At 59.9% G+C, this 25,491-nt stretch carries 20 protein-coding genes; 6 read left to right on the forward strand and 14 right to left on the reverse strand.

Going from position 1 to position 25,491, the window contains the following annotated elements:
- Positions 1–48: 48 nt before the first annotated feature.
- From DFR38_RS15660 to DFR38_RS15690, 7 genes are all read right to left on the reverse strand, one after another.
- On the reverse strand, positions 49–1,248 hold the full coding sequence (locus DFR38_RS15660; RefSeq protein WP_059286968.1) for a glycine C-acetyltransferase: 1,200 nt from the start codon (positions 1,246–1,248) through the stop codon (positions 49–51).
- Between the two features lie 240 nt (positions 1,249–1,488).
- Positions 1,489–2,454 carry a PDR/VanB family oxidoreductase gene (locus DFR38_RS15665; protein ID WP_059286962.1) on the reverse strand — a complete coding sequence of 322 codons (966 nt, stop codon included), beginning with the start codon at positions 2,452–2,454 and terminating at the stop codon, positions 1,489–1,491.
- A 44-nt stretch (positions 2,455–2,498) separates the two neighbouring features.
- On the reverse strand, positions 2,499–3,947 hold the full coding sequence (locus tag DFR38_RS15670) for an NAD-dependent succinate-semialdehyde dehydrogenase (RefSeq protein ID WP_059286967.1): 1,449 nt from the start codon (positions 3,945–3,947) through the stop codon (positions 2,499–2,501).
- 54 nt (positions 3,948–4,001) lie between these two features.
- Entirely contained in the window at positions 4,002–5,120 is a 1,119-nt protein-coding gene (locus DFR38_RS15675) for an aromatic ring-hydroxylating oxygenase subunit alpha (RefSeq protein ID WP_059286961.1), read from the reverse strand.
- A 141-nt stretch (positions 5,121–5,261) separates the two neighbouring features.
- Positions 5,262–6,215, reverse strand: a complete 954-nt coding sequence (locus DFR38_RS15680; protein ID WP_110313610.1) for an alpha/beta hydrolase — start codon at positions 6,213–6,215, stop codon at positions 5,262–5,264.
- Positions 6,216–6,223: 8 nt separating this feature from the next.
- Positions 6,224–7,798: a BCCT family transporter gene (locus DFR38_RS15685; RefSeq protein WP_059286442.1), complete on the reverse strand. Its 1,575-nt coding sequence runs from the start codon at positions 7,796–7,798 to the stop codon at positions 6,224–6,226.
- Between the two features lie 80 nt (positions 7,799–7,878).
- Entirely contained in the window at positions 7,879–8,982 is a 1,104-nt protein-coding gene (locus DFR38_RS15690) for a tartrate dehydrogenase (RefSeq protein ID WP_059286443.1), read from the reverse strand.
- Between the two features lie 110 nt (positions 8,983–9,092).
- Between DFR38_RS15690 and DFR38_RS15695 the strand changes: the two genes are divergently transcribed.
- Complete coding sequence (locus DFR38_RS15695; RefSeq protein ID WP_059286444.1) at positions 9,093–9,998, forward strand: LysR family transcriptional regulator; 906 nt, start codon at positions 9,093–9,095, stop codon at positions 9,996–9,998.
- A gap of 35 nt (positions 9,999–10,033) precedes the next feature.
- On the opposite strand, the gene DFR38_RS15700 is transcribed toward DFR38_RS15695, so the two are convergent.
- The gene (locus DFR38_RS15700; RefSeq protein ID WP_146215988.1) at positions 10,034–10,249 is read right to left on the reverse strand and encodes a hypothetical protein; all 216 of its coding nucleotides are present in this window, start codon (positions 10,247–10,249) and stop codon (positions 10,034–10,036) included.
- Positions 10,250–10,314: 65 nt separating this feature from the next.
- Positions 10,315–11,319 (reverse strand): porphobilinogen synthase, encoded by a 1,005-nt coding sequence (hemB, locus tag DFR38_RS15705; RefSeq protein WP_059286446.1) that lies wholly within the window; start codon positions 11,317–11,319, stop codon positions 10,315–10,317.
- A 597-nt stretch (positions 11,320–11,916) separates the two neighbouring features.
- Between hemB and DFR38_RS15710 the strand changes: the two genes are divergently transcribed.
- Complete coding sequence (locus DFR38_RS15710; protein ID WP_059286447.1) at positions 11,917–13,026, forward strand: porin; 1,110 nt, start codon at positions 11,917–11,919, stop codon at positions 13,024–13,026.
- 165 nt (positions 13,027–13,191) lie between these two features.
- Here DFR38_RS15710 and dnaJ read toward each other — a convergent pair whose 3' ends face one another.
- From dnaJ to grpE, 3 genes are all read right to left on the reverse strand, one after another.
- On the reverse strand, positions 13,192–14,319 hold the full coding sequence (dnaJ, locus tag DFR38_RS15715) for a molecular chaperone DnaJ (RefSeq protein WP_059286448.1): 1,128 nt from the start codon (positions 14,317–14,319) through the stop codon (positions 13,192–13,194).
- A gap of 129 nt (positions 14,320–14,448) precedes the next feature.
- On the reverse strand, positions 14,449–16,368 hold the full coding sequence (dnaK, locus tag DFR38_RS15720; protein ID WP_059286449.1) for a molecular chaperone DnaK: 1,920 nt from the start codon (positions 16,366–16,368) through the stop codon (positions 14,449–14,451).
- Between the two features lie 132 nt (positions 16,369–16,500).
- Positions 16,501–17,046 carry a nucleotide exchange factor GrpE gene (gene grpE / locus DFR38_RS15725; protein WP_059286450.1) on the reverse strand — a complete coding sequence of 182 codons (546 nt, stop codon included), beginning with the start codon at positions 17,044–17,046 and terminating at the stop codon, positions 16,501–16,503.
- 454 nt (positions 17,047–17,500) lie between these two features.
- On the opposite strand from grpE, the gene aceA reads away from it, so the two are divergent.
- A complete protein-coding gene (gene aceA / locus DFR38_RS15730) occupies positions 17,501–18,799 on the forward strand; it encodes an isocitrate lyase (RefSeq protein ID WP_045847570.1) in 1,299 nt (432 codons plus the stop codon).
- A 262-nt stretch (positions 18,800–19,061) separates the two neighbouring features.
- On the forward strand, positions 19,062–19,616 hold the full coding sequence (locus DFR38_RS15735) for a flavodoxin family protein (protein WP_059286451.1): 555 nt from the start codon (positions 19,062–19,064) through the stop codon (positions 19,614–19,616).
- Positions 19,617–19,682: 66 nt separating this feature from the next.
- Here the strand turns inward: DFR38_RS15735 and bcaP are convergent, their stop codons facing one another.
- Together bcaP and DFR38_RS15745 are read right to left on the reverse strand one after the other, a co-directional pair.
- Positions 19,683–21,080, reverse strand: coding sequence for a branched-chain amino acid transporter BcaP (gene bcaP / locus DFR38_RS15740; protein ID WP_059286453.1), 1,398 nt, complete (start codon positions 21,078–21,080; stop codon positions 19,683–19,685).
- A 535-nt stretch (positions 21,081–21,615) separates the two neighbouring features.
- Positions 21,616–22,512: a LysR family transcriptional regulator gene (locus tag DFR38_RS15745; RefSeq protein WP_110313611.1), complete on the reverse strand. Its 897-nt coding sequence runs from the start codon at positions 22,510–22,512 to the stop codon at positions 21,616–21,618.
- Between the two features lie 148 nt (positions 22,513–22,660).
- On the opposite strand from DFR38_RS15745, the gene aceB reads away from it, so the two are divergent.
- Complete coding sequence (aceB, locus tag DFR38_RS15750; protein WP_110313612.1) at positions 22,661–24,256, forward strand: malate synthase A; 1,596 nt, start codon at positions 22,661–22,663, stop codon at positions 24,254–24,256.
- Between the two features lie 225 nt (positions 24,257–24,481).
- Positions 24,482–25,441, forward strand: coding sequence for an ABC transporter substrate-binding protein (locus tag DFR38_RS15755; RefSeq protein WP_059287537.1), 960 nt, complete (start codon positions 24,482–24,484; stop codon positions 25,439–25,441).
- The last annotated feature ends 50 nt before the right edge of the window (positions 25,442–25,491 follow it).

Here is a 25,491-nt window from a genome sequence, read left to right on the forward strand (position 1 = left end):
TGCGCGCCCGCCGGCCAGCAGGCCCACGGGCAAAAGTCTGGATGCGGTTCAGTCGATCACTTTCAGCTCACGGCCCACCTTGATGAAGGCGGCCACCGCACGCTGCACCTGCTCCACCGTGTGACCGGCGGACATCTGGGTGCGGATACGCGCCTTGCCCTTGGGTACCACCGGGAAGGAGAAGCCGATCACATACACCCCTTCTTGCAGCAGGCGGGCCGCCATTTCGCCAGCCAGACGGGCATCGCCCAGCATCACCGGGATGATGGGATGCTGGCCCGGCACCAGGGTGAAGCCGGCCGCGGACATTTCGTTGCGGAACAGCTCGGCATTGCGCTTGAGCTGGGCGCGCAGCTGCTGGCCTTCGTTCTGGATCAGCTTGAGCACTTCCAGGCTGGCCGCGGCAATGGCCGGAGCCAGGCTGTTGGAGAACAGATAAGGACGCGAACGCTGACGCAACAGGTCGATGATGGGTTTGCGGCCGGATACATAGCCACCGGAAGCGCCGCCCAGCGCCTTGCCCAGCGTGCCGGTGTAGATGTCCACCTTGTCGGCCACGCCGCACAACTCTGGCGTACCGGCACCGTTTTCGCCGATGAAACCGACGGCGTGGGAGTCGTCCACCATCACCAGCGCACCATGGCGGCCGGCCACTTCGCACAGGGTTTTCAGGTCGGCAATGATGCCGTCCATGGAGAACACGCCGTCAGTGACAATCAGCTTGAAGCGCGCACCGGCCGCTTCGGCGGCAATCAGCTGGGCTTCCAGATCGGCCATGTCGTTGTTTTTGTAGCGGAAACGCTTGGCCTTGCACAGGCGCACGCCATCAATGATGGAGGCGTGGTTCAGCTCGTCGGAAATCACCGCGTCTTCTTCACCCAGCAAGGTTTCGAACACGCCGCCGTTGGCGTCGAAACAGCTGGAATACAGGATGGTGTCGTCGGTGCCAAGGAAGCCGGAAATGGCGTGTTCCAGATCCTTGTGCACCTGCTGGGTACCACAGATGAAGCGCACCGAGGCGCAGCCATAGCCATAGTCGTCCAGCCCGCGCTTGGCGGCGTCGATCAGGCGGGCATCATCAGCCAGCCCCAGATAGTTGTTAGCGCAGAAGTTGAGTACATGCGCACCACCAGCCAGCGCGATATCGGAGCGCTGCGGGGTGGCAATCACCCGTTCCGGCTTTTCAAATCCATCGGCGCGAATTTGGGCCAGCGTGGCTTCCAGGTGGGCAAGATAGGTATGGTTCATGGCAGGGATGTCCTTGTAGGCCAATCGTGAGGCGCCGGGACTGCAGTCGCAGCGGGATCACCGCGCGCCGGAAACTGTCATCCATTCTAGCCCAGCGCATACGGCTTTATCAGTGACAGTTGTCAAGGAAATCACTTGCCAGCTGTCACCCTGCAATCAGCAGCGGGAGAGCAACTGTCATCATTCAACCGACAGCGTCATCCAGCGCCAGCGCATGGCCGACCGAGCGCCGGCCACCCCTCACAGATCCAGCACCAGCCGTGCACCGCGCGCGCGCGATACACAGATCAGCAGGCTCTTTTGCGCCTGCTTTTCTTCGTCACTGAGGTACTGGTCGCGATGTTCAGCCTCGCCCTCGACAATGCCCACCTCACAGGTGCCACATACGCCCTCGCGGCACAGGCAATCCACGGCAACCGTGCCATCGCTCTCGATGGCTTGCAGAATGCTTTGCCCTGCCGCCACCGGGATTTCGCGCCCGGAACGGGCCAGCACCACGGTAAATGCCGCTCCGCCTTGCGTGCTGGCGGCAAACTGTTCCCAGTGCAGGCGCGCTGGCGCTATGCCCTGCGCCGCCCCGGCCACCTGCACCGCCTCGATCAGCGACTGCGGCCCGCAGACATAGACATGGTCCTGCTCGGCCATCTGCTGCAGCAAGCCGGCGACATCGCACAACTCGCCTTGGGCGGCATCATGAAAATGGCAGTGCGCACCGTAGCGGGCGGTCAGTTCTTCAACAAACGCTGCTTGTTCGCGACTGCGAAAAGCGTAATGCAGTTCAAAGCTTGCGCCGCTGGCCTGTAACTCTTCCATCTGCGACATGAAGGGCGTGATGCCGATGCCACCGGCAATCAGAATCTGCCGGCCACTGCTGGCATGCAGTGGGAATAAATTGTTAGGTGGCGATATCTGCAGAATATCGCCCTCGGCCAGTTGTTCGTGCATGAAGGCCGAACCGCCGCGGGAGGCTTCTTCGCGCCGCACGGCAATCTGGTAGTGCTGCAACTGGAAAGGCGAGCTGAGCAGGGAATAGGCGTTATAGAGCAAACCGCTGGCGGCGGGGATTTGCACAATGACATGGCTGCCGCCGCCAAATGCCGGCAGGCTGCCGCCATCTGCGGCCTGCAGGGTGAAGCGTTTGATCAGGGGGCTGGCTTGTTCTATCCGCACCACGCGGACGGCAATATTCGGGGTCTGGTGGGTCATGTTGCTTGATGCTCGGGGTTGACTGGAAACACGGCGCGGGACGTTCAGCACGCCATGCACAGGTATTTGGACTCAAGATAGTCATCAATGCCGTAACGGGAGCCCTCGCGCCCCAGACCGGACTGCTTGATGCCGCCAAAGGGGGCCACCTCGTTGGACACCATGCCGGTGTTGATGCCGACAATGCCGTACTCCAGTTGCCGGGCGACGCGCCACACGCGGCTGATGTCGCGGCTGTAGAAGTAGGCGGCCAGGCCGTAAATGGTGGCATTGGCCAGCATGACGACCTCTTGGTCGCTGGCAAACGGCATCACCGGTGCCAGCGGTCCGAAAATTTCCTCGTCGAGCAGGCGCATGCCCGGCTTCACATCGGCAATGACAGTGGGGGCAAAGTACTGCGGCCCGGCGGCCAGGCTTTGTCCGCCAGTCAGCAAGCGGGCACCCTGCTGCACGGCATCGTCCAGCAGGGATTGCACCTTGCTGACGGCACGGGCAGAAATCAATGGGCCGATCTCGCTGGCCTCGGCAAAGCCATTCCCCACCCGCAATTCGGCAACCCTGGCGCAGAAACGCTCCAGAAAACCGGTATACACCGACTGGTGAACATAAAAGCGGTTGACGCAGACACAGGTCTGGCCGGCATTGCGGAACTTGGCCTGGATGGCACCCTCCACCGCAGCGTCCAGATCGGCATCGTCAAACACGATGAAGGGCGCATTGCCGCCCAGTTCCAGCGAGACTTTCTTGATGGTGCCGGCGCACTGCGCCATCAGCAGCCTGCCGATTGGCGTGGAGCCGGTAAAGCTGAGCTTGCGTACCAGCGGATGGGTGCTGAACTGCTGGCCAATGGCCTGGGCATCGCCAGTAACGATATTGAACACACCCGGCGGAATGCCGGCACGGTGGGCCAGCTCGGCCAGCGCCAGGGCGGATAGCGGGGTTTCGTTGGCCGGCTTGATGACGATGGTACAGCCAGCCGCCAGCGCCGGGGCAGCCTTGCGGGTAATCATGGCGGCCGGGAAATTCCACGGTGTGATGGCGGCACAAACCCCAATCGGCTCGCGCATCACCAGCAGTGTCTGGTCCTGGCGCGGCGCCGGAATCACATCGCCATACAGACGCTTGGCTTCTTCGGCAAACCATTCGACAAATGAGGCGGCATAGCGGATTTCACCGCGCGCCTCGGCCAGTGGCTTGCCCTGCTCCCAGGTCATCAGCCGCGCCAGGTCTTCTTCGTGTTGCTCCAGCAGGAAAAACCACCGACGCAATAGCCGGGCGCGTTCTTTTGCCGTCAGGTCGCGCCAGGCCGGCAGCGCCGCATCGGCGGCCTGAATGGCACGCATGGCTTCCGCTTCACCCATCAACGGAAGATGGGCAATCAGCTGATCCGTGGCCGGGTCGTGTACGGCAAAGGTGTCCGCCCCATCGGCAGCGCACCATTGGCCATTGATATACGCGTGCTGTCGCAACAGCAGGGGTTCTTGCAATTTCATCGGATACTCCGCAAAAGCGGCGGCGACCGCCAACCGGCACCGCCGCAGGTGGCATCAGTCCTGGTGCTGGCGCGCCACCAGCTGGTGGAAGTGGGCAATGCCGTGCTCACTGATGCCGCTGCGCTGGCGATCAGTCATGATGCGGCCCTGCCCGCGGTAGCCACGCGACTTCAGCCCGCGCTGCACGCTCTCCACCAGTCGCAGGTCTTCCGGCCGGAAGACGGTGCGATACCACTCCACCAGTGCCTGCTGTTCTGCGGTCAGCTCCTTGTTGCGGAAATAAATGTCGTAGTACTGCAAGGTGGTCTCGGCATCCTGCGGGTATTCATAGATGACCGTCATGAAATCGGCACCGGGCGGTACGTTGAACATGGTGCAGGGCCAGGCCCAGTAGCCGCTGAAGCTGGGGTTCTGTACCGTGGGGTCGATCTTGAAGGACTTTTCCGACGAGCGTGCCAGGCCGAACTGCAGTGTCCAGTTGCCATGCAGGGTGTGCGTGTACTTGTCCACCTGCACCGAATCGGCAAAGCCCGGATGTGCCGGCGCGCAGTGGTAGCACTCCATATAGTTGTCGACGATGATTTTCCAGTTGGCCGGCGTGGTGGTGATAAAGCGCGCCGCCAGATGCAGCTGGTCGATCACCGGGCAGGCTGCACGCAAACTCTCGGCCAGGCCGGGTAGCTGATCCTCCACCGGGTCGGCATCCAGATTCATGTTGATAAACACGAAACCGGCATATTCCTCCACCCTGAGCGGCGACAGCGCAGCCTTTTGCGGGTCGAAATCGACCACGTTTTCACAATTGCGCGCATGACCCAGCTGGCCATCCAGCTTGAAGGTCCAGGCATGATAGGGACAGGTGATCACATTCTTGGCCCGGCCACTGCCTTGCAGCAGCTGGTGGCCACGGTGCGGACAAACATTGTAAAAGCTGCGCAATACCCCATCCCGGCCACGCACCACGATGATGCTTTCGCCTGCCACATCGCGGGTGATGTAGTCGTTGGATTCGGCCAGTTCGCTGCCATGTGCCACACAGATCCAGCTATTGGCAAAAATCTTCTCCTTCTCGAACTGATAGACCCGGTCGGAGGTGTAGTACTCGGCGGGCAGGGTCCAGGCACGTTCGTGATCGGCACAGAAATCCGGGTTCAATCGGGTGTAGTCATTCATGGGTGTTCTCCTCTGCTTGGGGTCGTCACAGGGCTGCTAATGCCTGCCCTTTTCTTGTCCGGTCATGCCCGACGAACAAGCATGGCAAGACCGGTGGAAAGGTCGCGCAGCGGCACCAGCCGCCACGCTGCGCAACAGATGTCATGGCTGAGCGGCCAGCATGCGGCGTATGGCATCGCGCAGCGCCTGGTACATGCGCGCCGTCTCGCGGCCCTGCGGCCAGAAGCGCAGGCAGCCATGCAGTAGCCCGTGGCCGACATGACATTCCGCCGCAATGCCTTGCGCCCGCAGGCGCTGCACATAAAGCAGGCCATCGTCACGAAGTGGGTCGTACTCCGCCACTGCAACAAAGGCCGGGGGCAGCGCGCTCAGATCGCCCGCCGCCAGGGGTGCCAGCCGTGGATCGGCATGCAGTGCCGGGTCGGCTGCGTACTGCTCCAGGTAATAGCGCATGTCAGCGCGGCTGAGCAGCGGGGCATCGGCATGTTCACTGGCCGCAGGCTCGGTCGGCACGGCCGCCAGTGCCGGGTAGAGCAGCGCTTGCCCGCACAGCGGCGGACCAGGCCTGCCACGGGCCGCCAGGCATAGTGCTGCGGCCAGATTGCCACCGGCACTGTCACCGGCAACCACGACACGGGCGGTGTCGATACCCAGCCCGAGGCCATCCAGCCGCAACGCGTCCCATACCGCCAGGCAATCCTCGAAGGCGGCAGGAAACGCATGCTCCGGAGCCAGGCGGTAATCGACCACCAGCACAGCCGCGGCACACTGCAGCGCCAGCGGTGCCGCGATAACGACATGGGAATCCAGTCCACCGAGCATCCAGCCGCCGCCATGCAGATACAGCACACAGGGCCAACCGGCAGGCGGTCTGTCCGCCGCGGGGCGGTACAGGCGCAAGGGGATGGCCCTGCCGGCCACCGGCAACGCAAGCTCGGTCACCTGCAGCCCCGCCGGCAGCGGCGGGGTGAAGTAACGGCACAGGGCATCGTAGGCGACACGCATTTCGGACAGGCTGTCGTCAGCGGGCTGAAACAGGGCGCACTGCTTGACAAAAGACTGCATTTCCACAGAAAGCTGATAGCGACTGGCCATGGCCGGGCTCAGGAGCTGGACTGGTTGCTGGCCACGGCAGGGGGTGGCTGTTCGCCTATCTGGTGTGCCGGGACCGCACCATAATCTTCATGCAGCCACTTGAGCAGGCCATACACCATCACCAGCGTGATCAGGGCAAAGGGGATGGCCGTCACAATCACCGTGGTCTTCATGGTATTGAGCGGTGCCTTGGCAAAAATCATCGCCAGCGGCACCAGCGTGAGCATGACGCACCAGAACAGGCGGTCGATGGGTGATGGGTCCTCCCCTTCGGCCAGGTTGCGGGTACAGGTGGCGGAGACGGCATAACCTACCGCATCCATGTGCGCGGCCAGAAAGATCGCCATCACCGCCAGAAAGAAGGCCATCACCACACGGCCAGCGGGCAATAGCGCCAGCAACTGCGCAATCGCCGACTCCCCTCCCTCGGCCTGCAATACCTGCGGCACCGCCACCAAGCCATTGATGAAGCTGTGCACGCTATAGCTTTCCAGCACGCCGTAAACAAACCAGATGCCGGCACAGCCGCCAAACATCATGGCCAGCAGTACCTCTCGGATGGTGCGGCCGCGGGAAACGCGGGTGACAAACAAGGCCACCCCCGGTGCATAGGAAATCCACCACAGCCAGTAAAACACCGTCCACTCACGGGTAAACTTGCCGTCGCCCAGCGGGTCGGTAAACAAGCTCATGTCGACAAAACTGCTGAGCATCAGCCCCAGGCTGGACAAGACATTACTGGTAATGAAGTGGGTTGGCCCCAGCAGATACACATAAGCGGCCAGTGCCAGCACGCCCCAGCACACCATCTGGCTCAGGCGCTTCATGCCACCATCCATGCCCACCCAGGATGACAGGGTAAACAGTACGGCAACTGAAAGAATCACCACCAGCTGCGTGACAAAACTATCCGGAATGCCGGTTAGCGTGGATAGCAAGCGGGTAAAGGTGGTGGCGGTCAGCACCAGGGAAATGGTCAAGGCCCCGAACATGCACAGCATGAATAGCAAATCCACCAGGCGGCCCAGCGGGCCGTCAGACCGACGACCGGTAATGGCGGCAACGATGGCCGCCAGGCTCAAGCCCTTGTTTTTGCGCACGTGATAGTAGTAACACATGGCCACCGAGCCCACGGCATACATGGCCCAGGCACTCAGGCCGGAATGAAACAGCGAATAAGCCACACTGTATTTCAGCGCCTGCGGCGATGCCGGCGGCAGGTTCAGACCGGGGGTCTGGTAGTAATACGCCCAGTCCAGAAAGCCCCAGTACAGGGCGGACGAGCCCATGCCGGACATGATGAACATGAAAATCCACGACAAGGTGGAATAATCCGGGCCGCCTTCGCCCAGACGGATCTGCCCGTACTTGCTCAGCGCCAGCCAGGCAACAAACAGCACCGAGCCAAAGGCAAACAGCAAGATCGGCGAGGCAAATACATTGGTACACCAGGTCATCAATCGATCCGCCACCTCGATCGAAGCCTGCGGCATGGCGATCATCACCACCACCATCACCATCACGATCAGCAAACTGACCAGTGCCAGCGGCACATCGCGCCGGCTGTGTGTGAGCTTGTGCATCTTGCCTCCCTGCTGCCAGGCCCAGGCCTGGCCTGATTCGGAAATAAGGAAATTACGCTGTCCTGCCCGTACGCCGTGGCTCAGTCTTCCACCGCCAGCGGAGCCTGCATCACAGCTGCGGCAATGGCCTGGCCCAGCTCGGTGGTGCTGGCCCGGCCCCCCAGATCAGCGGTCAGCGGACCGCTCAGCAGCACAGACTCGATGGCCCGCATGATGGCATCGTGGGCGGCGCGGCAAGGCCCCTGGCTGCGGCCAAGAAAATCCAGCATCAGCGCACCTGACCAGATCATGGCGATGGGGTTGGCGATGTTTTTGCCGAAGATGTCCGGCGCAGAACCGTGTACCGGTTCAAACAGGGAGGGGAAACGGCGCTCGGGATTGAGATTGGCCGACGCAGCCAGGCCAATGGTGCCGGTACAAGCCGGGCCGAGGTCGGACAGGATGTCGCCAAACAGATTGGAAGCCACCACCACATCGAAGCGGTCGGGCTGCAATACAAAACGTGCAGCCAGAATATCCACATGCTGCCGTTCCCATTGCACCTCCGGGTAGTGCTGTGCCACCGCCGCCACCCGCTCATCCCAATAGGGCATGCTCACCGCGATGCCGTTGGATTTGGTGGCGGCGGTCAGCTTTTTGCGCGGCCGGCTTTGTGCCAGGGCAAAAGCGTGATGCAGGATGCGATCCACGCCATGGCGGGTAAATATTGCTTGCTGCAACACCAGCTCGCGTTCCGTTCCTTCGAACATGCGGCCACCGACTGCGGAGTACTCGCCCTCGGTATTTTCCCGCACCACCAGGAAATCGATCTCACCCGGCTGACGATTGGCCAGCGGACAGGGCACACCGGGCAGCAAACGCACCGGACGCAGATTGACGTATTGGTCGAACTGGCGGCGGAACTTCAACAGCGAACCCCACAGCGACACATGGTCCGCCACCTTGTCCGGCATGCCGACGGCTCCGAAATAGATGGCGTCAAAGCCGCGCAAGGTGTCGAACCAGTTGTCCGGCATCATCTGGCCGTGTTGCAGGTAGTAGTCACAGCTGGCCCAGTCAAACCGGCTAATCGACAAGTCGATGTCAAAGCGCCTGGCCGCCGCCTCCAGCACCCGCAAGCCTTCCGGTAGCACTTCCTGCCCGATGCCATCGCCTGCGATGGCGGCAATCCTGTAAGCCCGCATCCTGCCCTCCTCTGTTCTTTCGTCGTAATGACCTTGTACTTCGAGGCCTAGCATGGCGGAAAACAAAGCCCGGATAATTGGCTGATCCGTGCATACAGAAAACACGAAACATGAAGGATCTGCTGCAGCTTGAAGATTTGCGGGTATTTTGCCTGGTCGTGCGCAAGGGCGGATTTGCTGCGGCCGCCGAAGCCATGGCCGCCTCGCCGGCCTATGTCAGCAAACGCATTCGCGTGCTGGAGCAATGCCTGGATTGTCGTCTGCTGGACCGCACCACCCGGCGCATCGCCATGACCGAGCGGGGAGAACGCATCTACCAATGGGCGGGCAAAATACTGCAGGACGTGGAACAGATGAGCGTGGAGATCGGGAGTGCGCGGGAGCAGCCGCGCGGCATCATCCGCATCAGCAGCAGCTTTGGTTTTGGCCGGGTGCATCTGGCACCGGCACTGGGCGAACTGGCAGGACACTACCCGGAGCTGAACATCCGCTTCGAAGTGGCCGATTGTCTGATCGACCTGGCCCAAGAAGGCATCGACCTGGACATCCGCGTGGGCAACGAGATTGCCCCGCAGCTACTGGCGCGCAAGCTGGCGGATAACCGACGCATCCTGTGTGCGGCGCCGGCTTATGTGGCAAGACATGGCGCTCCGGCCACGCTCAATGCACTGAGCCGGCACAATTGCCTGGTCATCAAGGAAAGGGATCATCCCTTCGGGGTATGGCGGCTGACCGGCCCGCAAGGGGAATGCAGCATCCGGGTGCAGGGTGCGCTGGCGGCCAACCATGGCGAAGTGGTACACCAGTGGGCCTTGCAGGGCCACGGCATCATGTTGCGCTCGCTATGGGATGTGGCCGGCGAGCTGGAACGGGGAGAACTGGTACGGGTATTGCCCGATTACTACCTGCAGGCTGATATCTGGGCAGTGTATCCGGAAAAGCTGGCCAGCTCGGCCAAGCTGCGTGTCTGTGTCGAATTCATCCAGCAGTATTTCCGGCGCAGCCGGCTGGCGTGATGCCAGCCCGTCGCTGCATTTGCCGGCCCGCGCCGCTATTTCGGCTTGCGCAAGCTGGCCGGGGTATGGCCGGCCGGGCTGTCCGGCCCGTCTTCATCCTCATCATCCTCAGCCGCATAGGGCTGCGGCTTGACACCAGGCAGGTCGACTGGCGGCGGGGCCTTGGACAGTCTGGCCAGTGAACCGATGGTGGACATCACCAGCGCCACGATGACAAACAGCCAGAACCAGGTGGAATGCAGAATATCCATGGCCTCTTCCTTCAAGGGTTCTCCTGCCAGCGGCCGGCAGGCATCCGGCCGCTGGCAAGCAAAGCTCAGCCGCGACGCAGCACACGCGCTGCATCCAGCGCGAAGTAAGTCAGAATGCCATCCGCCCCGGCACGCTTGAAGGCCAGCAGGCTTTCCATCATGCATTTCTCTTCGTTCAGCCAGCCATTCTGGAAGGCGGCCTTGAGCATGGCGTATTCACCAGACACCTGATAGGCATAGGTCGGCACGCGGAAGGTGTCTTTCACGCGGCGGATCACATCCAGATAAGGCAGGCCCGGCTTGATCATCACCATGTCGGCGCCCTCCTCCAGATCCATGGCCACTTCCTGGATGGCCTCGTCCAGGTTGGCCGGGTCCATCTGGTAGTTGTACTTGTCGGCCTTGCCCAGATTGGCGGCTGAACCTACGGCATCGCGGAAGGGGCCATAAAAGGCGGAAGCGTACTTGGCGGAGTAAGCCAGTATCTTGGTATGGATGAAGCCGGCTTCTTCAAAGGCATCGCGCAGCGCGCCAATGCGACCGTCCATCATGTCGGACGGGCCAAACACGTCCACACCGGCTTCTGCGTGGCACAAGCCCTGACGGATCAGCACTTCGGTGGTTTCGTCATTCAGCACATAGCCCTTGTCATCGATCAGGCCATCCTGACCATGCACGGTATACGGGTCCAGTGCGCCATCCGTCATCACGCCCAGCTCGGGAAAGCGCTGCTTGAGCGCACGCACCACGGTGGGTACCAGGCCATCCGGGTTATAGGCTTCCTGCGCGGCATTGTCCTTGCCGGTTTCAATCACCGGGAACAGCGACAGCATGGGGATGCCCAGTTCCAGGGCTTGTTCGGCGGTATACAGCAGCTTGTCCAGGCTCTGGCGCACCACGCCCGGCATGGAAGCGACCGCCTGCTCGCGATTCTCGCCTTCCAGCACAAATACCGGATAGATCAGGTCATTGGTGGTCAAGACGTTCTCACGCATCAGGCGGCGGGAAAAATCATCCTTGCGCATGCGGCGCATGCGGGTGGCGGGGAAATAGCGGTTGGCAAAAATCATGGGATTTCCATCACAGTGACAATAGCAATGCCGGGAATTGTACGCCTGTTGCCGCCGGCTGGCAGTGTCATTCCCATGCGCAGCGGCCACGGGGCCGATGTGTTGCGCCCTGCAGGGTCTGCCGGGCGGGCGCCCGCGGCAATAGCAGGCGACACATCAGGAAAAATCATACCAAGCATTCTTGTCACTCATGGCGGCTGGCGCTAAATGTTGTGTAAAAACAGCATTTTTATAAGACAAAATGTCTAATTTGCCAAAATGCAACAGTTAAAATACTTAGCAAAACGCGGGTTCATGCTGAAAAACAACAATGAAAAACAATATTCACCGGATGGACATTGAACTTTAAAACAAACACAAGTATTTGTTTTAAAACAATAAAATAAAACAAAACACATGAAATTAGTCCATTTGCACTGATTAATTAGGCAAGTTCTCATGGCAATTTGTTAATAAATGTTCGTTGACGGTTACAAAGGTGTTTCGCACACTCAGCCCCGTTGGTGAAATCAAGTTTTCACATGGCTTGCTTTACACCGCGCCCAGCCTGCCAACAGATCAGGCAGGCCAGAAAAAACTACTAAAGGATTTAGAGGAATGAAAAAACTCGTACTCGTTGCTGCCATCGCAGCCGCCATGCCGGTACTGGCCCAGGCCGACGTGACCATCTACGGCTCGATCCGTGCCGGTCTGGACAGCATGAAAAGCACTGATACCAACTTCAAGTCGAGCACGGGTGTAGACGACTTTGCCAGCCGTATCGGTTTCAAGGGAAGCGAAGACCTGGGTAATGGTCTGAAAGCCATATGGCAGGTTGAAACCGGCCTGAACGTTGATGGTGTTGCCACCAGCGGTACCGGTTCCGGCACCTTTGCCAACCGCACCAGCTTTGTTGGCGTGGAAGGCAACTTCGGTAAGGTTCGTCTGGGCTACATCGACGATGTTCTGGGTGAAACCGAGTCCACCGACAACCTGTACGGCCCGCGTCGCGATGCCAGCACCGGCATGGCCTTCCCGCTGTATGAAGGCACGGATGTTTTCGGTGCCTATGGTGATGGCCGCGTAAAAAACGGCGTGCGCTATGACAGCCCAGACCTGAACGGCTTCAATGCCATGGTTCACCTCGGTTCCGGTGAAGCACAAGCCGCTGGCGGCAAGAAAACCGGCAACACCCTGGGTACCCGTCTGGCCTACGCCAATGCCGGCTTCTTCGGTGCCTATGCCTACATGGCCAAGTACAACACCGTGGCAGACCACAACAGCGGTGTACATCGCGTTGAATTCGGTTACGACGCCAACAACCTCTACCTGGCTGCCACTTTGCAGAAAACCACCCTGTGGGGCGATGCATGGGCCAAGAACACCGATGGCAGCTATGCTGTTTCCGGTATTGCTGGCACTACCATTGCCAATACCGGTGCCAACAAGCTGACCAGCCGCTCCTGGGCACTCAATGCGGCCTACACCATCGGCGCCTTCAAGCCGTCTTTTGTGTACTCCAAGCGTAGCAGCGTGAAAGTGGACGGCCAGTCGCAAGACTGGGGTGCCAGCCAGTGGGCTGCCGCACTGGATTACACCCTGAGCAAGCGCACCATGGTTGAAGCCGGTTACGGTCAGGTGAAAGAAGACAAGGGCGCGCAAACCGCTCAGGGCTGGGCGCAGGACAAGGCCACCATTACCTGGCTGATGCTGAAGCACAACTTCTAAGCTGTGCTGCCTGGCTGGTTCCTTTGAAGAAAGTTCTTTGCCACCGCCTGGTCGCGGTGGCTTTTTTCATTTCGTCGTCCGGCACAGGCTCAAAAAACAAAACCCCCGGAAAACCGGGGGTTGTTCAACAAGGTCTGTACGCAGGGCCAGACGCGGTTTGCCAGCTTACTCGAAGAAATCGCGCAGCTTGTCCATGAAGGATTTGGAGCGCGGATTATGCATGGCCACGTCGCCCTGACTGATGGCTTCAAATTCGCGCAGCAATTCTTTCTGGCGCTCGGTCAGCTTGACCGGGGTTTCCACCACCACATGGCAGTGCAGATCGCCATAGTCGGTGCCACGTACCGCTTTCACGCCCTTGCCACGCAGACGGTATACCCGGCCGCTTTGCGTTTCGGCAGCAATCTTCACCTTGGCCATGCCATCCAGGGTGGGGATTTCCACCTCGCCACCCAATGCTGCTGTCGCGAAGGAAATCGGCATCTCGCAATGCAGGTCCATGCCATCGCGCTGGAACACCGCATGCTGCTTGATGTGAGTGACCACATACAAATCACCAGCCGGGCCGCCATTCTGCCCCGGCTCGCCTTCGCCGGACAGGCGGATGCGGTCGCCCTCGTCCACGCCAGCCGGAATCTTCACGTTCAGGGTCTTGGTGGTCTTCTTCTGACCAGCACCATGGCAGCTGGTGCAAGGATCGCTGATCTGCTTGCCGGTGCCGTGGCAGGTCGGGCAGGTTTGCTGGATGGAGAAGAAGCCCTGGCTCATGCGTACCTGACCATGGCCACCGCAGGTGGAGCAGGTCTTGGGCTGGGTGCCCGGCTTGGCACCGGTGCCGTGGCACACTTCGCAGTCTTCATGCGAGGGGATGCGGATCTGCTTTTCGCAGCCACGCGCCGCTTCTTCCAGCGAAATATCCAGGTTATAGCGCAGGTCGGCACCACGATAGACATTGGAACGGCCACCGCCCGCACCGCCCCGGCCACCGCCGAAGATGTCGCTGAAAATATCGGCGAAATCGCCAAAGCCACCAAAACCGGCACCACCGCCACCAGCGCCGGCTTGCGGATCTACCCCGGCATGGCCGAACTGGTCGTAGGCGCCACGTTTCTGGCTGTCAGAGAGGATTTCATAGGCCTCTTTGACTTCCTTGAATTTCTCTTCGGCTTCCTTGCTGTCCGGATTGCGGTCCGGGTGATATTTCATCGCCAGCTTGCGGTATGCCTTTTTGATGTCGTCCTCGGAAGCATCGCGATTGACGCCGAGCACATCATAAAAATCTCTTTTGGACATGGTGTTTCACTCTCTGGCCGCGACCAGCGGTGCGGCAGGCAATGATCTTCTTGATACGGCAAAGGCACAGAGGCCGGTGGAGCAGTCTCCGCCATTCCCTGTGCCTCGTTCAGTCAGCAAGCCTGTGGCTTACTTTTTGTCTTTTACTTCTTCGAACTCGGCATCCACCACATCGCCTTCGTCCTTGGCCTTGCCGGCATCGGCGGCACCCTGACCCGCCTCAGCCTGCTGTGCCTGGGCATACATGATTTCGCCCAGCTTCTGGCTGGCCTTGGCCAGTTCTTCGGTCTTGGCTTCGATCACTGCCTTGTCTTCGCTCTTCACCACTTCTTCCGCGGCTTTGACAGCGTCTTCGATCTTGGCCTTTTCCGCGGCGTCGATCTTGTCGCCGTGCTCTGCCAGCGACTTCTTCACGCTGTGGATCAGACCTTCGGCCTGGTTGCGGGCAGTCACCAGCTCGTGCAGCTTCTTGTCTTCCTCGGCATTGGCTTCGGCATCCTTCACCATGCGCTGGATTTCCTCTTCCGACAGACCGGAAGAAGCCTGGATGGTGATGTTGGCCTGCTTGCCGCTGGCCTTGTCCTTGGCCGATACGTGCAGGATACCGTTGGCATCGATGTTGAATTCCACTTCGATCTGCGGAATGCCACGCGGTGCCGGCGGAATGTCACCCAGATTGAACTGGCCCAGGCTCTTGTTGGCGGCAGCCTTTTCACGCTCGCCTTGCAGCACATGGATGGTCACCGCAGTCTGGTTGTCATCCGCCGTGGAGAAGGTTTGCGATGCCTTGGTCGGGATCGTGGTGTTCTTCTGGATCAGCTTGGTCATCACGCCGCCCAGGGTTTCGATACCCAGCGACAGCGGGGTCACGTCCAGCAGCAGCACGTCTTTGCGGTCACCCGACAGTACCGAACCCTGGATCGCTGCACCAACGGCCACGGCTTCATCCGGGTTCACGTCCTTGCGCGGTTCCTTGCCGAAGAATTCCTTAACGGCATCCTGTACTTTCGGCATACGGGTCTGACCACCCACCAGAATCACGTCGGTGATGTCGGACAACGATACGCCAGCATCCTTCAATGCCACGCGGCACGGTTCGATGGAGCGGGTGATCAGGTCGTCAACCAGGCTTTCGAACTTGGCGCGGGTAATCTTCATCGCCAGGTGCTTCGGACCGGTGGCATCCATGGTGATGTACGGCAGGTTCACCTCGGTCTGGGTGGCGCTGGACAGCTCGATCTTGGCTTTTTCAGCGGCTTCCTTCAGACGCTGCAGGGCCATTACATCGTTCTTCAGGTCCACGCCCTGTTCGCGCTTGAATTCGGTCACGATGTAGTCGATCAGGCGCTGGTCGAAGTCTTCACCGCCCAGGAAGGTGTCACCGTTGGTGGACAGCACTTCGAACTGGTGCTCGCCGTCAACGTCGGCGATTTCGATGATGGAGACGTCGAAGGTACCGCCACCCAGGTCGTATACGGCGATCTTGCGGTCACCTTCCTGCTTGGCCAGACCAAAGGCCAGGGCAGCTGCGGTCGGTTCGTTGATGATGCGCTTCACTTCCAGGCCGGCGATACGACCGGCATCCTTGGTGGCCTGACGCTGGCTGTCGTTGAAGTAGGCCGGTACGGTGATCACCGCTTCGGTCACTTCTTCACCCAGGTAGTCTTCGGCAGCCTTTTTCATCTTGCGCAGTACTTCTGCGGAGATTTGCGGTGGAGCCAGTTCCTGATCGCGTACCTTGACCCAGGCGTCGCCATTGGGCGCCTTCATGATCTGGAAAGGCATCAGGTCGATGTCTTTTTGTACTTCCTTGTCTTCAAAGCGGCGACCGATCAGGCGCTTGGCGGCGTACAGGGTGTTTTTCGGGTTGGTGACAGCCTGACGCTTGGCCGGTGCGCCAACCAGGATTTCGCCATCGTCCAGATAAGCGATGATGGACGGGGTGGTGCGTGCGCCTTCGGCGTTTTCAATGACTTTCGGGTTGCCGCCTTCAACTACGGCTACGCAGGAGTTGGTGGTGCCCAGATCGATACCAATGATTTTGCCCATATTCCTTATTCCTTTATCTCAATTCGTTGCGACTGCGGCCAAACGCTGATAGCCGTGGCCTGTTGTTTTCATAGGTATTGGCTATGCTGTCTTTTTCAAGTGGCTGCCAAGAACCTTTTTATGACTCTCGTGTCAGGCTTTGGCCTTGGCCACGATCACCATGGCCGGACGCAGCGTGCGCTCAGCCAGTTGATAGCCTTTTTGCAGCACCCGTAACACCGTATTGGCTTCAGCGTCGGATTCTTCCGCGCTCATGGCCTGGTGTAGATGCGGATCCAGCTTGTCGCCTACCGCCGGGGAGATTTCCTTGATCTGTACCTTGTCAAAGGCGGCCACCAGTTGCTTCAGCGTCATGTCCACGCCCATCTTCAGGGTGTCGATCTGGCCGCTCTGATCCAGCAGCGCCATTTCCAGGTAGTCCTTTACCGGCACCAGCTCCTGGGCAAACTTGTTGATGGCGTACTTCTGGGTATTAAGCAGCTCTTCGGCATTGCGACGACGCTGGTTTTCCTGATCGGCACGGCTGCGCAGCAGTTGATCCTGCAGTTCGGCAAGCTGTGCCTCCAGTGCGGCGATGCGCTGTTCGGCGGTTTGCTCGACAGTCTGTTCGCTGGCTGCTGCGTTGATGGTTTCGTCGACCGCGGCTTCGTTGGTCGCGTTGTTCTGGTTTTCCTGCATGGCAAGACCTCAAGTGAATCAGCTTTTAACGATGTCCCGATGCCAGATAAGGTCTCTCTGCGGGAATTCAAGTCCCGGTTCTTGCCCAGGGTTCACAACCGCTGTGACCAGCGCTCACCGCACAGTGCGTTTTCGGACTTTTCTTTTCGCAACTGCAACAAAAACTGGGCGATCAATTATTCATTTTTCGCCACAATTGTCACCTTCTGAACATCGTGTTTTTTTCGGTGTTGCACCGCACACAAGCGATTTTTTTTGTGCTTATAATGGGCCACACACGCTGAATGACCCACCCGAGCAAAGCCGTTATCCGCGGGCTTTTGGTGGTCAGAACGGGCAACAGGCAAAAACCGTTGTCAACAAAATCACTCCGGAAAAACCGGAATGTCATTTGGCCAGAGGATTGCCGGAATTCACCGGACTGCAGAGAAAACTATTCGAGAAGGGTTTGAACATGACTACTCGCGAACAACGTATCGCCGCCATTCAACATGACTGGGACACCAACCCGCGCTGGAAAGGTATCAAGCGTGGTTACACCGCCGCCGACGTAGAGCGTCTGCGTGGTTCGGTGCAAGTGGAACACACCCTGGCCCGCCAAGGCGCCGAGAAACTGTGGAACCTGGTCAACAACGAACCCTACATCAACTGTCTGGGCGCCCTGACCGGTGGTCAGGCCATGCAGCAGGTCAAGGCTGGCATCAAGGCCATCTACCTGTCCGGCTGGCAAGTGGCTGCTGACAACAACGAATACTCCGCCATGTACCCGGACCAATCGCTGTATCCGGTTGACTCGGTGCCGAAGGTGGTGGAGCGTATCAACAATGCCTTTACCCGCGCCGACGAAATCCAGCACTCCAAGGGTGTGGAAAAAGGCCAGCCGGGCTTTGTTGACTACTACGCGCCCATCGTGGCCGATGCCGAAGCCGGTTTCGGTGGCGTACTGAACGCCTACGAACTGATGAAGGCCATGATCCGCGCTGGCGCGGGTGGCGTACACTTCGAAGACCAACTGGCCTCGGTGAAGAAATGTGGCCACATGGGCGGCAAGGTACTGGTACCGACCCAGGAAGCCATCCAGAAGCTGATCGCCGCCCGTATGGCTGCCGACGTGTACGGCGTGCCGACCCTGGTGATTGCCCGTACCGACGCAGAAGCTGCTGACCTGATCACCAGCGACTACGACGCCAACGACAAGCCTTTCCTGACTGGCGAGCGCACTGCCGAAGGCTTCTACAAGACCAAGAAGGGTCTGGAACAAGCCATCAGCCGCGCCGTGGCCTACGCTGACTACGCCGACCTGGTATGGTGCGAAACCGGTACGCCGGATCTGGAATTTGCCCGCAAGTTTGCCGAAGCGGTACACGCCAAGCACCCGGGCAAGCTGCTGGCCTACAACTGCTCGCCGTCCTTCAACTGGAAGAAGAACCTGGACGATGCCACCATCGCCAAGTTCCAGCGCGAACTGGGTGCCATGGGCTACAAATACCAGTTCATCACTTTGGCTGGTATCCACAACATGTGGTACAACATGTACGACCTGGCACAAGACTACGTTGCCCGCGGCATGTCGGCTTATGTGGAAAAGGTACAAGAACCGGAATTCGCCGCTCGCGAACGTGGCTACACCTTCGTATCCCACCAGCAGGAAGTGGGCACCGGCTACTTCGACGACATCACCACCGTGATCCAGGGCGGCCAGTCCAGCGTGACCGCGCTGACCGGTTCCACCGAAGAAGAGCAGTTCCACTAAGCAGTCTGTGACCGGGTCGGTTCGCCGGCCCCGGCCACCACGCCCGCCAGCCTTGCGCTCGCGGGCGTTTTGCATGACTGAGCGTAGTCTGCCTGACTGGTTAGCCCACTATTTTATTAATCTTGGCTAAACAATCAATTCATGGAAAACGACTTTTCTGTCGCCTGAGCATCTCTATACTGAGCACTGCTATCGTTTCTGGCAGTCATTGCTTAATGGCTGCCAGACAAGCTGATCCATCACCAGAAAAAAGGTTGTTTCCATGGCAAAAGTCGTCGTCGTTTATCACTCCGGTTACGGTCATACCCAGCGCGTTGCCCAGCAAGTGGCCGCCGGTGCCCATGCCGAACTCATCGCCATCGATGCCGAAGGCAATGTGCCGGACAGCGCCTGGGATACCCTGGCCGCTGCCGACGCCATCATTTTTGGCTCCCCCACCTATATGGGCAGCCCGAGCTGGCAGTTCAAGAAATTTGCCGATGCCAGCTCCAAGGCCTGGTTTACCCGTGCCTGGCAGGACAAGGTGTTTGGCGGCTTTACCAATAGCGCCAGCCTGAACGGCGACAAGCAGGTAGCGCTGATCAATCTGCAGACCCTGGCTTCGCAGCACGGCGGCATCTGGGTCAGCCTGGGCCTGCTGCCCAGCAACAGCAAGGCGGCAGCGCGTACCGACGTCAATAACCTGGGCGGTTCGGTTGGCCTGCTGGTGCAATCCCCGTCGGATGCCAGCGTGGATGAAATCCCGCAAGGTGATCTGGACACTGCCAAGCAATACGGCGCGCGCGTGGCTGCCATCGCCGCCAAGCTGCGCGGCTGATCCGGCCGATTGCAGATGTAAAAAAAGCCACCGTTACCGGTGGCTTTTTCATGGGCCATATCTGGCTCAGGACGGTTTGTGCAGGTGGGAGTGCTTGCGCGAATAGCCGAAGTACACCACCAGGCCAATCACCAGCCATACCACGAAGCACAGCCAGGTCAGTGCCGACAGCTGCGCCATCAGGAACACGCAGAAGATCACCGCCAGTGCCGGGATATAAGGGACGCCCGGGCAGACAAACTTGCGCGGCAGATTGGGTTCGGTCTTGCGCAGCTTGATGATGGCAATGGCAATCAGCGAGAACGCCGCCAGGGTACCGATGTTCACCAGCTCGGCCAGGGTGTGCAGCGGAATGAAACCGGCAATCAGCGCAATGATGGTGCCGATCAGCCAGGTGGCCTTGTACGGCGTGCCGTATTTGGGGTTCACCTCGGAGAAGATCTTCGGCAGCAGGCCATCGCGGCTCATGGCGAACAGGATGCGGGTCTGACCGTAGGTCATCACCAGAATCACCGTCAGCATGCCCAGAATGGCACCCAGGTCGACAAAGCCGGCAAACCAGTCCAGCTTGGCCACTTGCAGGGCCAGCGAAACCGGGTGGTCGATGCCGGCAAACTGGGCGTAAGGCACGATGCCGGTCATGATGGCCGACACGATGACATACAGGATGGAGCAGATGGCCAGCGACCAGATCACGCCCTTGGGAATGTCACGCGCCGGGTCTTTCACTTCCTCTGCCGCGCAAGTGACGGCATCAAAACCCAGGAAGCTGAAGAATACGATGGCCGCGCCATGGAACACGCCGTTCATGCCATAAGGCAGGGCCGGGCTCCAGTTGACCGGCTTGACGTGCCAGATGCCGATGGCGATGAACATCAGCACCACGGCCACCTTGATCAGCACCACGATATTGTTGACCCGCTTGGATTCCTTGATGCCAAAGGCCAGCAAGGCGGTGATCAGCATGGCGATGGTAAAGGCCGGCAGGTTGAACAGGGTGCTCTTGCCCGGTACGGCACCGGCAGCGGCGGTCAGGGCCTCCGGCAGGTGTACACCAAAACCGCCCAGCAGGCTCTGGAAGTAGCCGGACCAGCCCACGGATACCGCCGAGGAGGCCAGCAGGTATTCCAGCATCAGGTCCCAGCCGATGATCCAGGCGATCAGCTCGCCCAGCGTGGCATAAGCATAAGTGTAGGTGGAGCCGGAAATCGGCAGCATGGCCGCAAATTCGGCATAGCACAGTGCGGCAAAACCGCAGGCAAAGGCGCCGATGATGAAGGACAGCACCAGGCCCGGACCGGCCACGGTGGCACCGGTGCCGGTCAGCACGAAAATGCCGGTGCCGATGATGGCGCCGATCCCCAGCATGGTCAGGTCGAAAGCCGTCAGCTCCTTGCGAAGCCCTTTGGCGGTCTGGGCAAATTCCAGCATGCCCTGAACGCTCTTCTTGCGCATCAAACTCATGTTCAGACTATCCTGTGTGCGCCGCTCCCCTTGCCATGTTTGGGCAGCGGGGTAGCCGGCGTTGATGATCATACTCAGCCCTTCCGTGGCTGCCCCGTCTGTTGCCGGTTCGTGACCGACACCTCAACGCAGGGCACTGCAACGGAAAACGCGCGATCTTACAGGAAGGGGGGAACAGTTCAAGCCATAAAATCGGACAAAGTGTATCCATTATCCATTACCGGGCAGTTCTGGCAGCAGGATTTGCTGCAAAGCTGTCATAAGTCTGCAAGACAAGGCAGTTAATGGCACTACCCGACCAATAATCCGGTAGAAATTGCCAAAAAAACGCAATGCCATGCCTATTTGACCGCAGTTTGCCCTGGTGCAAGCCTGGCTCACCCGGATGCAAGCCAATGCAACAACCTGCCATGACAGCAGACTGAATCAGCGGCAGGCGTGGATGCTGGCATCGCCAGACATGGCGGGGAAAGCCACAGGCATGGCAGTCGGCCGGGAACCGCCGCAGCGGCCAGGCAGGCGGCAATGCCGCTGCTCAATCCCAATAGCCCGGTGCGGTATAAATCTGCCGCAGATGCTCGATGAAATGCCGCACCCGTGCCGGCAGAAAGCGTCGCTGCGGCACCACCGCATACACCGGGTAGTCCGGTGCGGCAAACTGGTCGAGCACCGTCACCAGCCGCCCTTCCGACACATCATCCTTCACTTCCCACAGCGAGCGCCAGGCCAGGCCCAGGCCCTGCAAGGCCCAGTCGTGCAGCACGGCACCGTCATTGCACTCCTGCCGCCCGGACACGCGCAGGTTGATCAGCTCGCCATCGCGCTCGAAGCTCCAGCCACGGCTCTGGCTCTCGCCCAGCGACAGGCAGTTATGGCTGGCCAGCTCGTCCAGCGTACGTGGAATGCCATGTCGAGCCAGATAGGCCGGCGAGGCCACCACCACGCGGCGGTTTTCCGCCAGTCGCATCGCCACCAGCGAGGAGTCGGCCAGATCAGAAATACGGATGGCGCAGTCGATGCGTTCGCGCTGCAAGTCGATCAGCCGGTCAGACAAGTCCAGTGTGACCCGGATATCCGGCTGCGCCAGCTGAAAGGCCGCAATATGCGGGGCCACATGGCGCCGGCCAAACCCGGCTGGTGCCGACACGCGCAAATGGCCACGCGCCCGGCCGCTGCCGGAGGCCACCGCCGCCTCGGCCTCGGACAGCTCGGACAGGATGCGCTGGCAGTCTTCGAAAAACGCTGCCCCCTCCTGGGTCAGGGTCACGCTGCGCGTGGTACGCACCAGCAATTTCACCCCCAGCCGCTCCTCCAGCGCATCCAGCCGCCGCCCTATCATGGCCGGCACCACCCCTTGCTGGCGTGCAGCTGCCGACAGGCTGCCGTGATTGACCACAGCGACAAAGGTTTCCAGCTGCTTGAATTCGCTCATTGCATACTTGAAAGTAAAAGATGTTATGCCTATTTATGCATTTTTTTTTACTGTTTGGCTAGATACACTGGCTGTCATCGCAATGCAGCATTTTGATCAATCAGGACGGTAGTCCGCCGCCCACGGCAATTCAATCAGGAGCAAGCACATGGCTGTCACCCTTCCGCAAGGCGTGGAAATCCTCGCCCCGCTGACCCCGGCGTTTGAAGAAATCCTCACCACCGAGGCGCTGGCCTTTGTGGCCAAGCTGCACCGCCAGTTTGAAGCGCGCCGCCGCGAACTGATCGCCGCCCGCGTGGTACGCCAGGCCGAACTGGATGCCGGCAAGCTGCCGGACTTCCTGCCGGAAACCGCCGCCATCCGTGCTGGCGACTGGAAGATTGCCCCGCTGCCGCAGGATTTGCTGGACCGCCGCGTGGAAATCACCGGGCCGGTTGACCGCAAGATGATGATCAATGCGCTGAATTCCGGTGCCAAGAGCTTCATGGCCGACTTCGAGGACTCCAACTGTCCGAGCTGGGAAAACCAGATCAGCGGCCAGATCAATGTGCGCGATGCCTATCGCAAGACCATTTCCTTTGCCAATCCGGACGGCAAGCAATACCGCCTGAACGATAGCGTGGCCACGCTGATCCTGCGTCCGCGCGGCTGGCACCTGATGGAAAAGCATGTCACCGTGGATGGTGAGATTGTCTCGGGTTCGCTGTTCGACTTTGCCCTGTCCTTCTTCCACAACATCGCCTATCTGCAAAGCGTGGGCAGCGCCACCTATTACTACCTGCCGAAGATGGAAGGCCATCTGGAAGCACGCCTGTGGAACGATGTATTCGTGTTTGCCCAGAACGAGCTGGGTATCCCGCAAGGCACAATCAAGGCCACCGTACTGATCGAAACCATTCTCGCGGCTTTCGAGATGGACGAAATCCTCTACGAACTGCGCGAACACAGCTCCGGCCTGAATGCCGGCCGCTGGGACTACATTTTCAGCTGCATCAAGAAGTTCAAGCAGAACCGCGACTTCTGCCTGGCCAACCGCGCACAGATCACCATGACCGTGCCCTTCATGCGTGCCTATGCCCTGCTGCTGCTGAAAACCTGCCACCAGCGCAACGCACCGGCCATCGGCGGCATGGCGGCGCTGATTCCGATCAAGAACGATCCGGTTGCCAATGAAAAGGCACTGGGCGGTGTGAAGGCCGACAAGGACCGCGATGCCACCGACGGCTACGACGGCGGCTGGGTAGCGCACCCGGGGCTGGTGCCGATTGCCAACGAAGCCTTCAGCCGCGTGCTGGGCGATGCGCCTAACCAGATTGCCAAGCAGCGCCCGGATGTGAACGTTACCGCTGCCGATCTGCTGAACTTCCAGCCGGAAGCGCCGATCACCGAAGCCGGCCTGGCGATGAACATCAATGTGGGTATCCAGTATCTGGGCTCGTGGATTTCCGGCAACGGCTGCGTGCCCATCCATAATCTGATGGAAGACGCTGCTACTGCAGAAATTTCCCGCTCGCAGATCTGGCAGTGGATTCGCAGCCCCAAGGGCGTGCTGGATGATGGCCGCAAGGTGACGGTGGAACTGTTCCGCGAACTGCAGGCCGCGGAAGTGGCCAAGCTGAAAGCCGAATACGGCAGCCGCTGGACCAAGCAATACGAAGACGCGGCCGGCATGTTCGACCTGCTGACCACCTCGGACGACTTTGTCGAGTTCCTGACCCTGCCAGGCTACGACTACATCGATTAAACGATCGACCCTATAGCTGGCAATTTGCCAGCTTACACTCATGCGGCCCGTGATCCGGGCCGCTTTTTTTATGCCTACCCGCCGAATCGGCAACTTCCTGTCTCCAATATCCAATTTCAGCCATTTTATTGCGCACCGCAGCAAGAAAAATCTTTGGCATTGGAATAAAATTGCGCGAAATAAACATTTTCCAAAAAAATCTATCCTGACTCACAAGGAAACGCCATGTCCCTACGCCATCGCCAACTGCTGGCCGCTGCCGCTGCCGTGTTGTCCCTGTCTGCCGCCGCGGCGGAAATGCAATCTGTCGCCATTACCGCCATCGTCGATCACCCGGCACTGGACGCTGCACGCAAGGGCATCACCGATGAACTGAAAGCCGCCGGCTACGGTGAAGACAAGGTCAAGGTGCAATACCAGAGCGCCCAGGGCAACCCGGCCACGGCCGGCCAGATCGCCCGCAAATTCGTCGGTGACAAGCCGGACGTCGCCGTCGCCATCGCCACCCCGTCCGCCCAGGCCCTGGTGGCCGCCAGCAAGACCCTGCCCATCGTGTTCACTGCCGTCACCGATCCGGTGGCTGCCAAGCTGGTGAGCAGCTGGAAACCCAGTGGCAGCAATGTCACCGGTGTATCCGACATGCTGCCGCTGGGCCCGCAGGTGGACCTGATCCTGAAAGTGAAACCGGCCGCCAAACGCATCGGCATGGTTTATAGCCCGGGTGAAGTCAACTCCACCATCGTGGCCAAAGAGCTGAAGGCCGAGCTGGCCAAGCGCGGCATGACCCTGGTGGAAGCCCCGGCCGCCCGTACCGTCGACGTGGCCCCGGCCGCCAAGAGCCTGATCGGCAAGGTGGATGCCATCTACACCAGCACCGACAACAATGTGGTGTCCACTTACGAATCGCTGGTGGCCGTGGCCAACCAGGCCAAACTGCCGCTGATTGCCTCGGATACCGATTCGGTCAAGCGTGGTGCCATCGCCGCCCTGGGCATGAACTACTACGACATGGGCCGCCAGACCGGCAAGATCGTCATCCGCATCCTGAAGGGTGAAAAGCCCGGCAGCATTGCCCCGGAAGTGGGCAGCAAGCTGAGCCTGACCGTTAACCCGTCTGCCGCCATGAAGCAAGGTGCCCCGCTGTCAGCCACCCTGCTGAAAGAAGCCCAGAACACCGTCAAGTAAGCAATAGCTGCGCAGCCCTGCCCTGATGGCCTGATGGCCGTCGGGGCTTT

Origin of the sequence: Aquitalea magnusonii, from assembly GCF_003202035.1 — a bacterium.
GTDB lineage: Bacteria > Pseudomonadota > Gammaproteobacteria > Burkholderiales > Chromobacteriaceae > Aquitalea > Aquitalea magnusonii.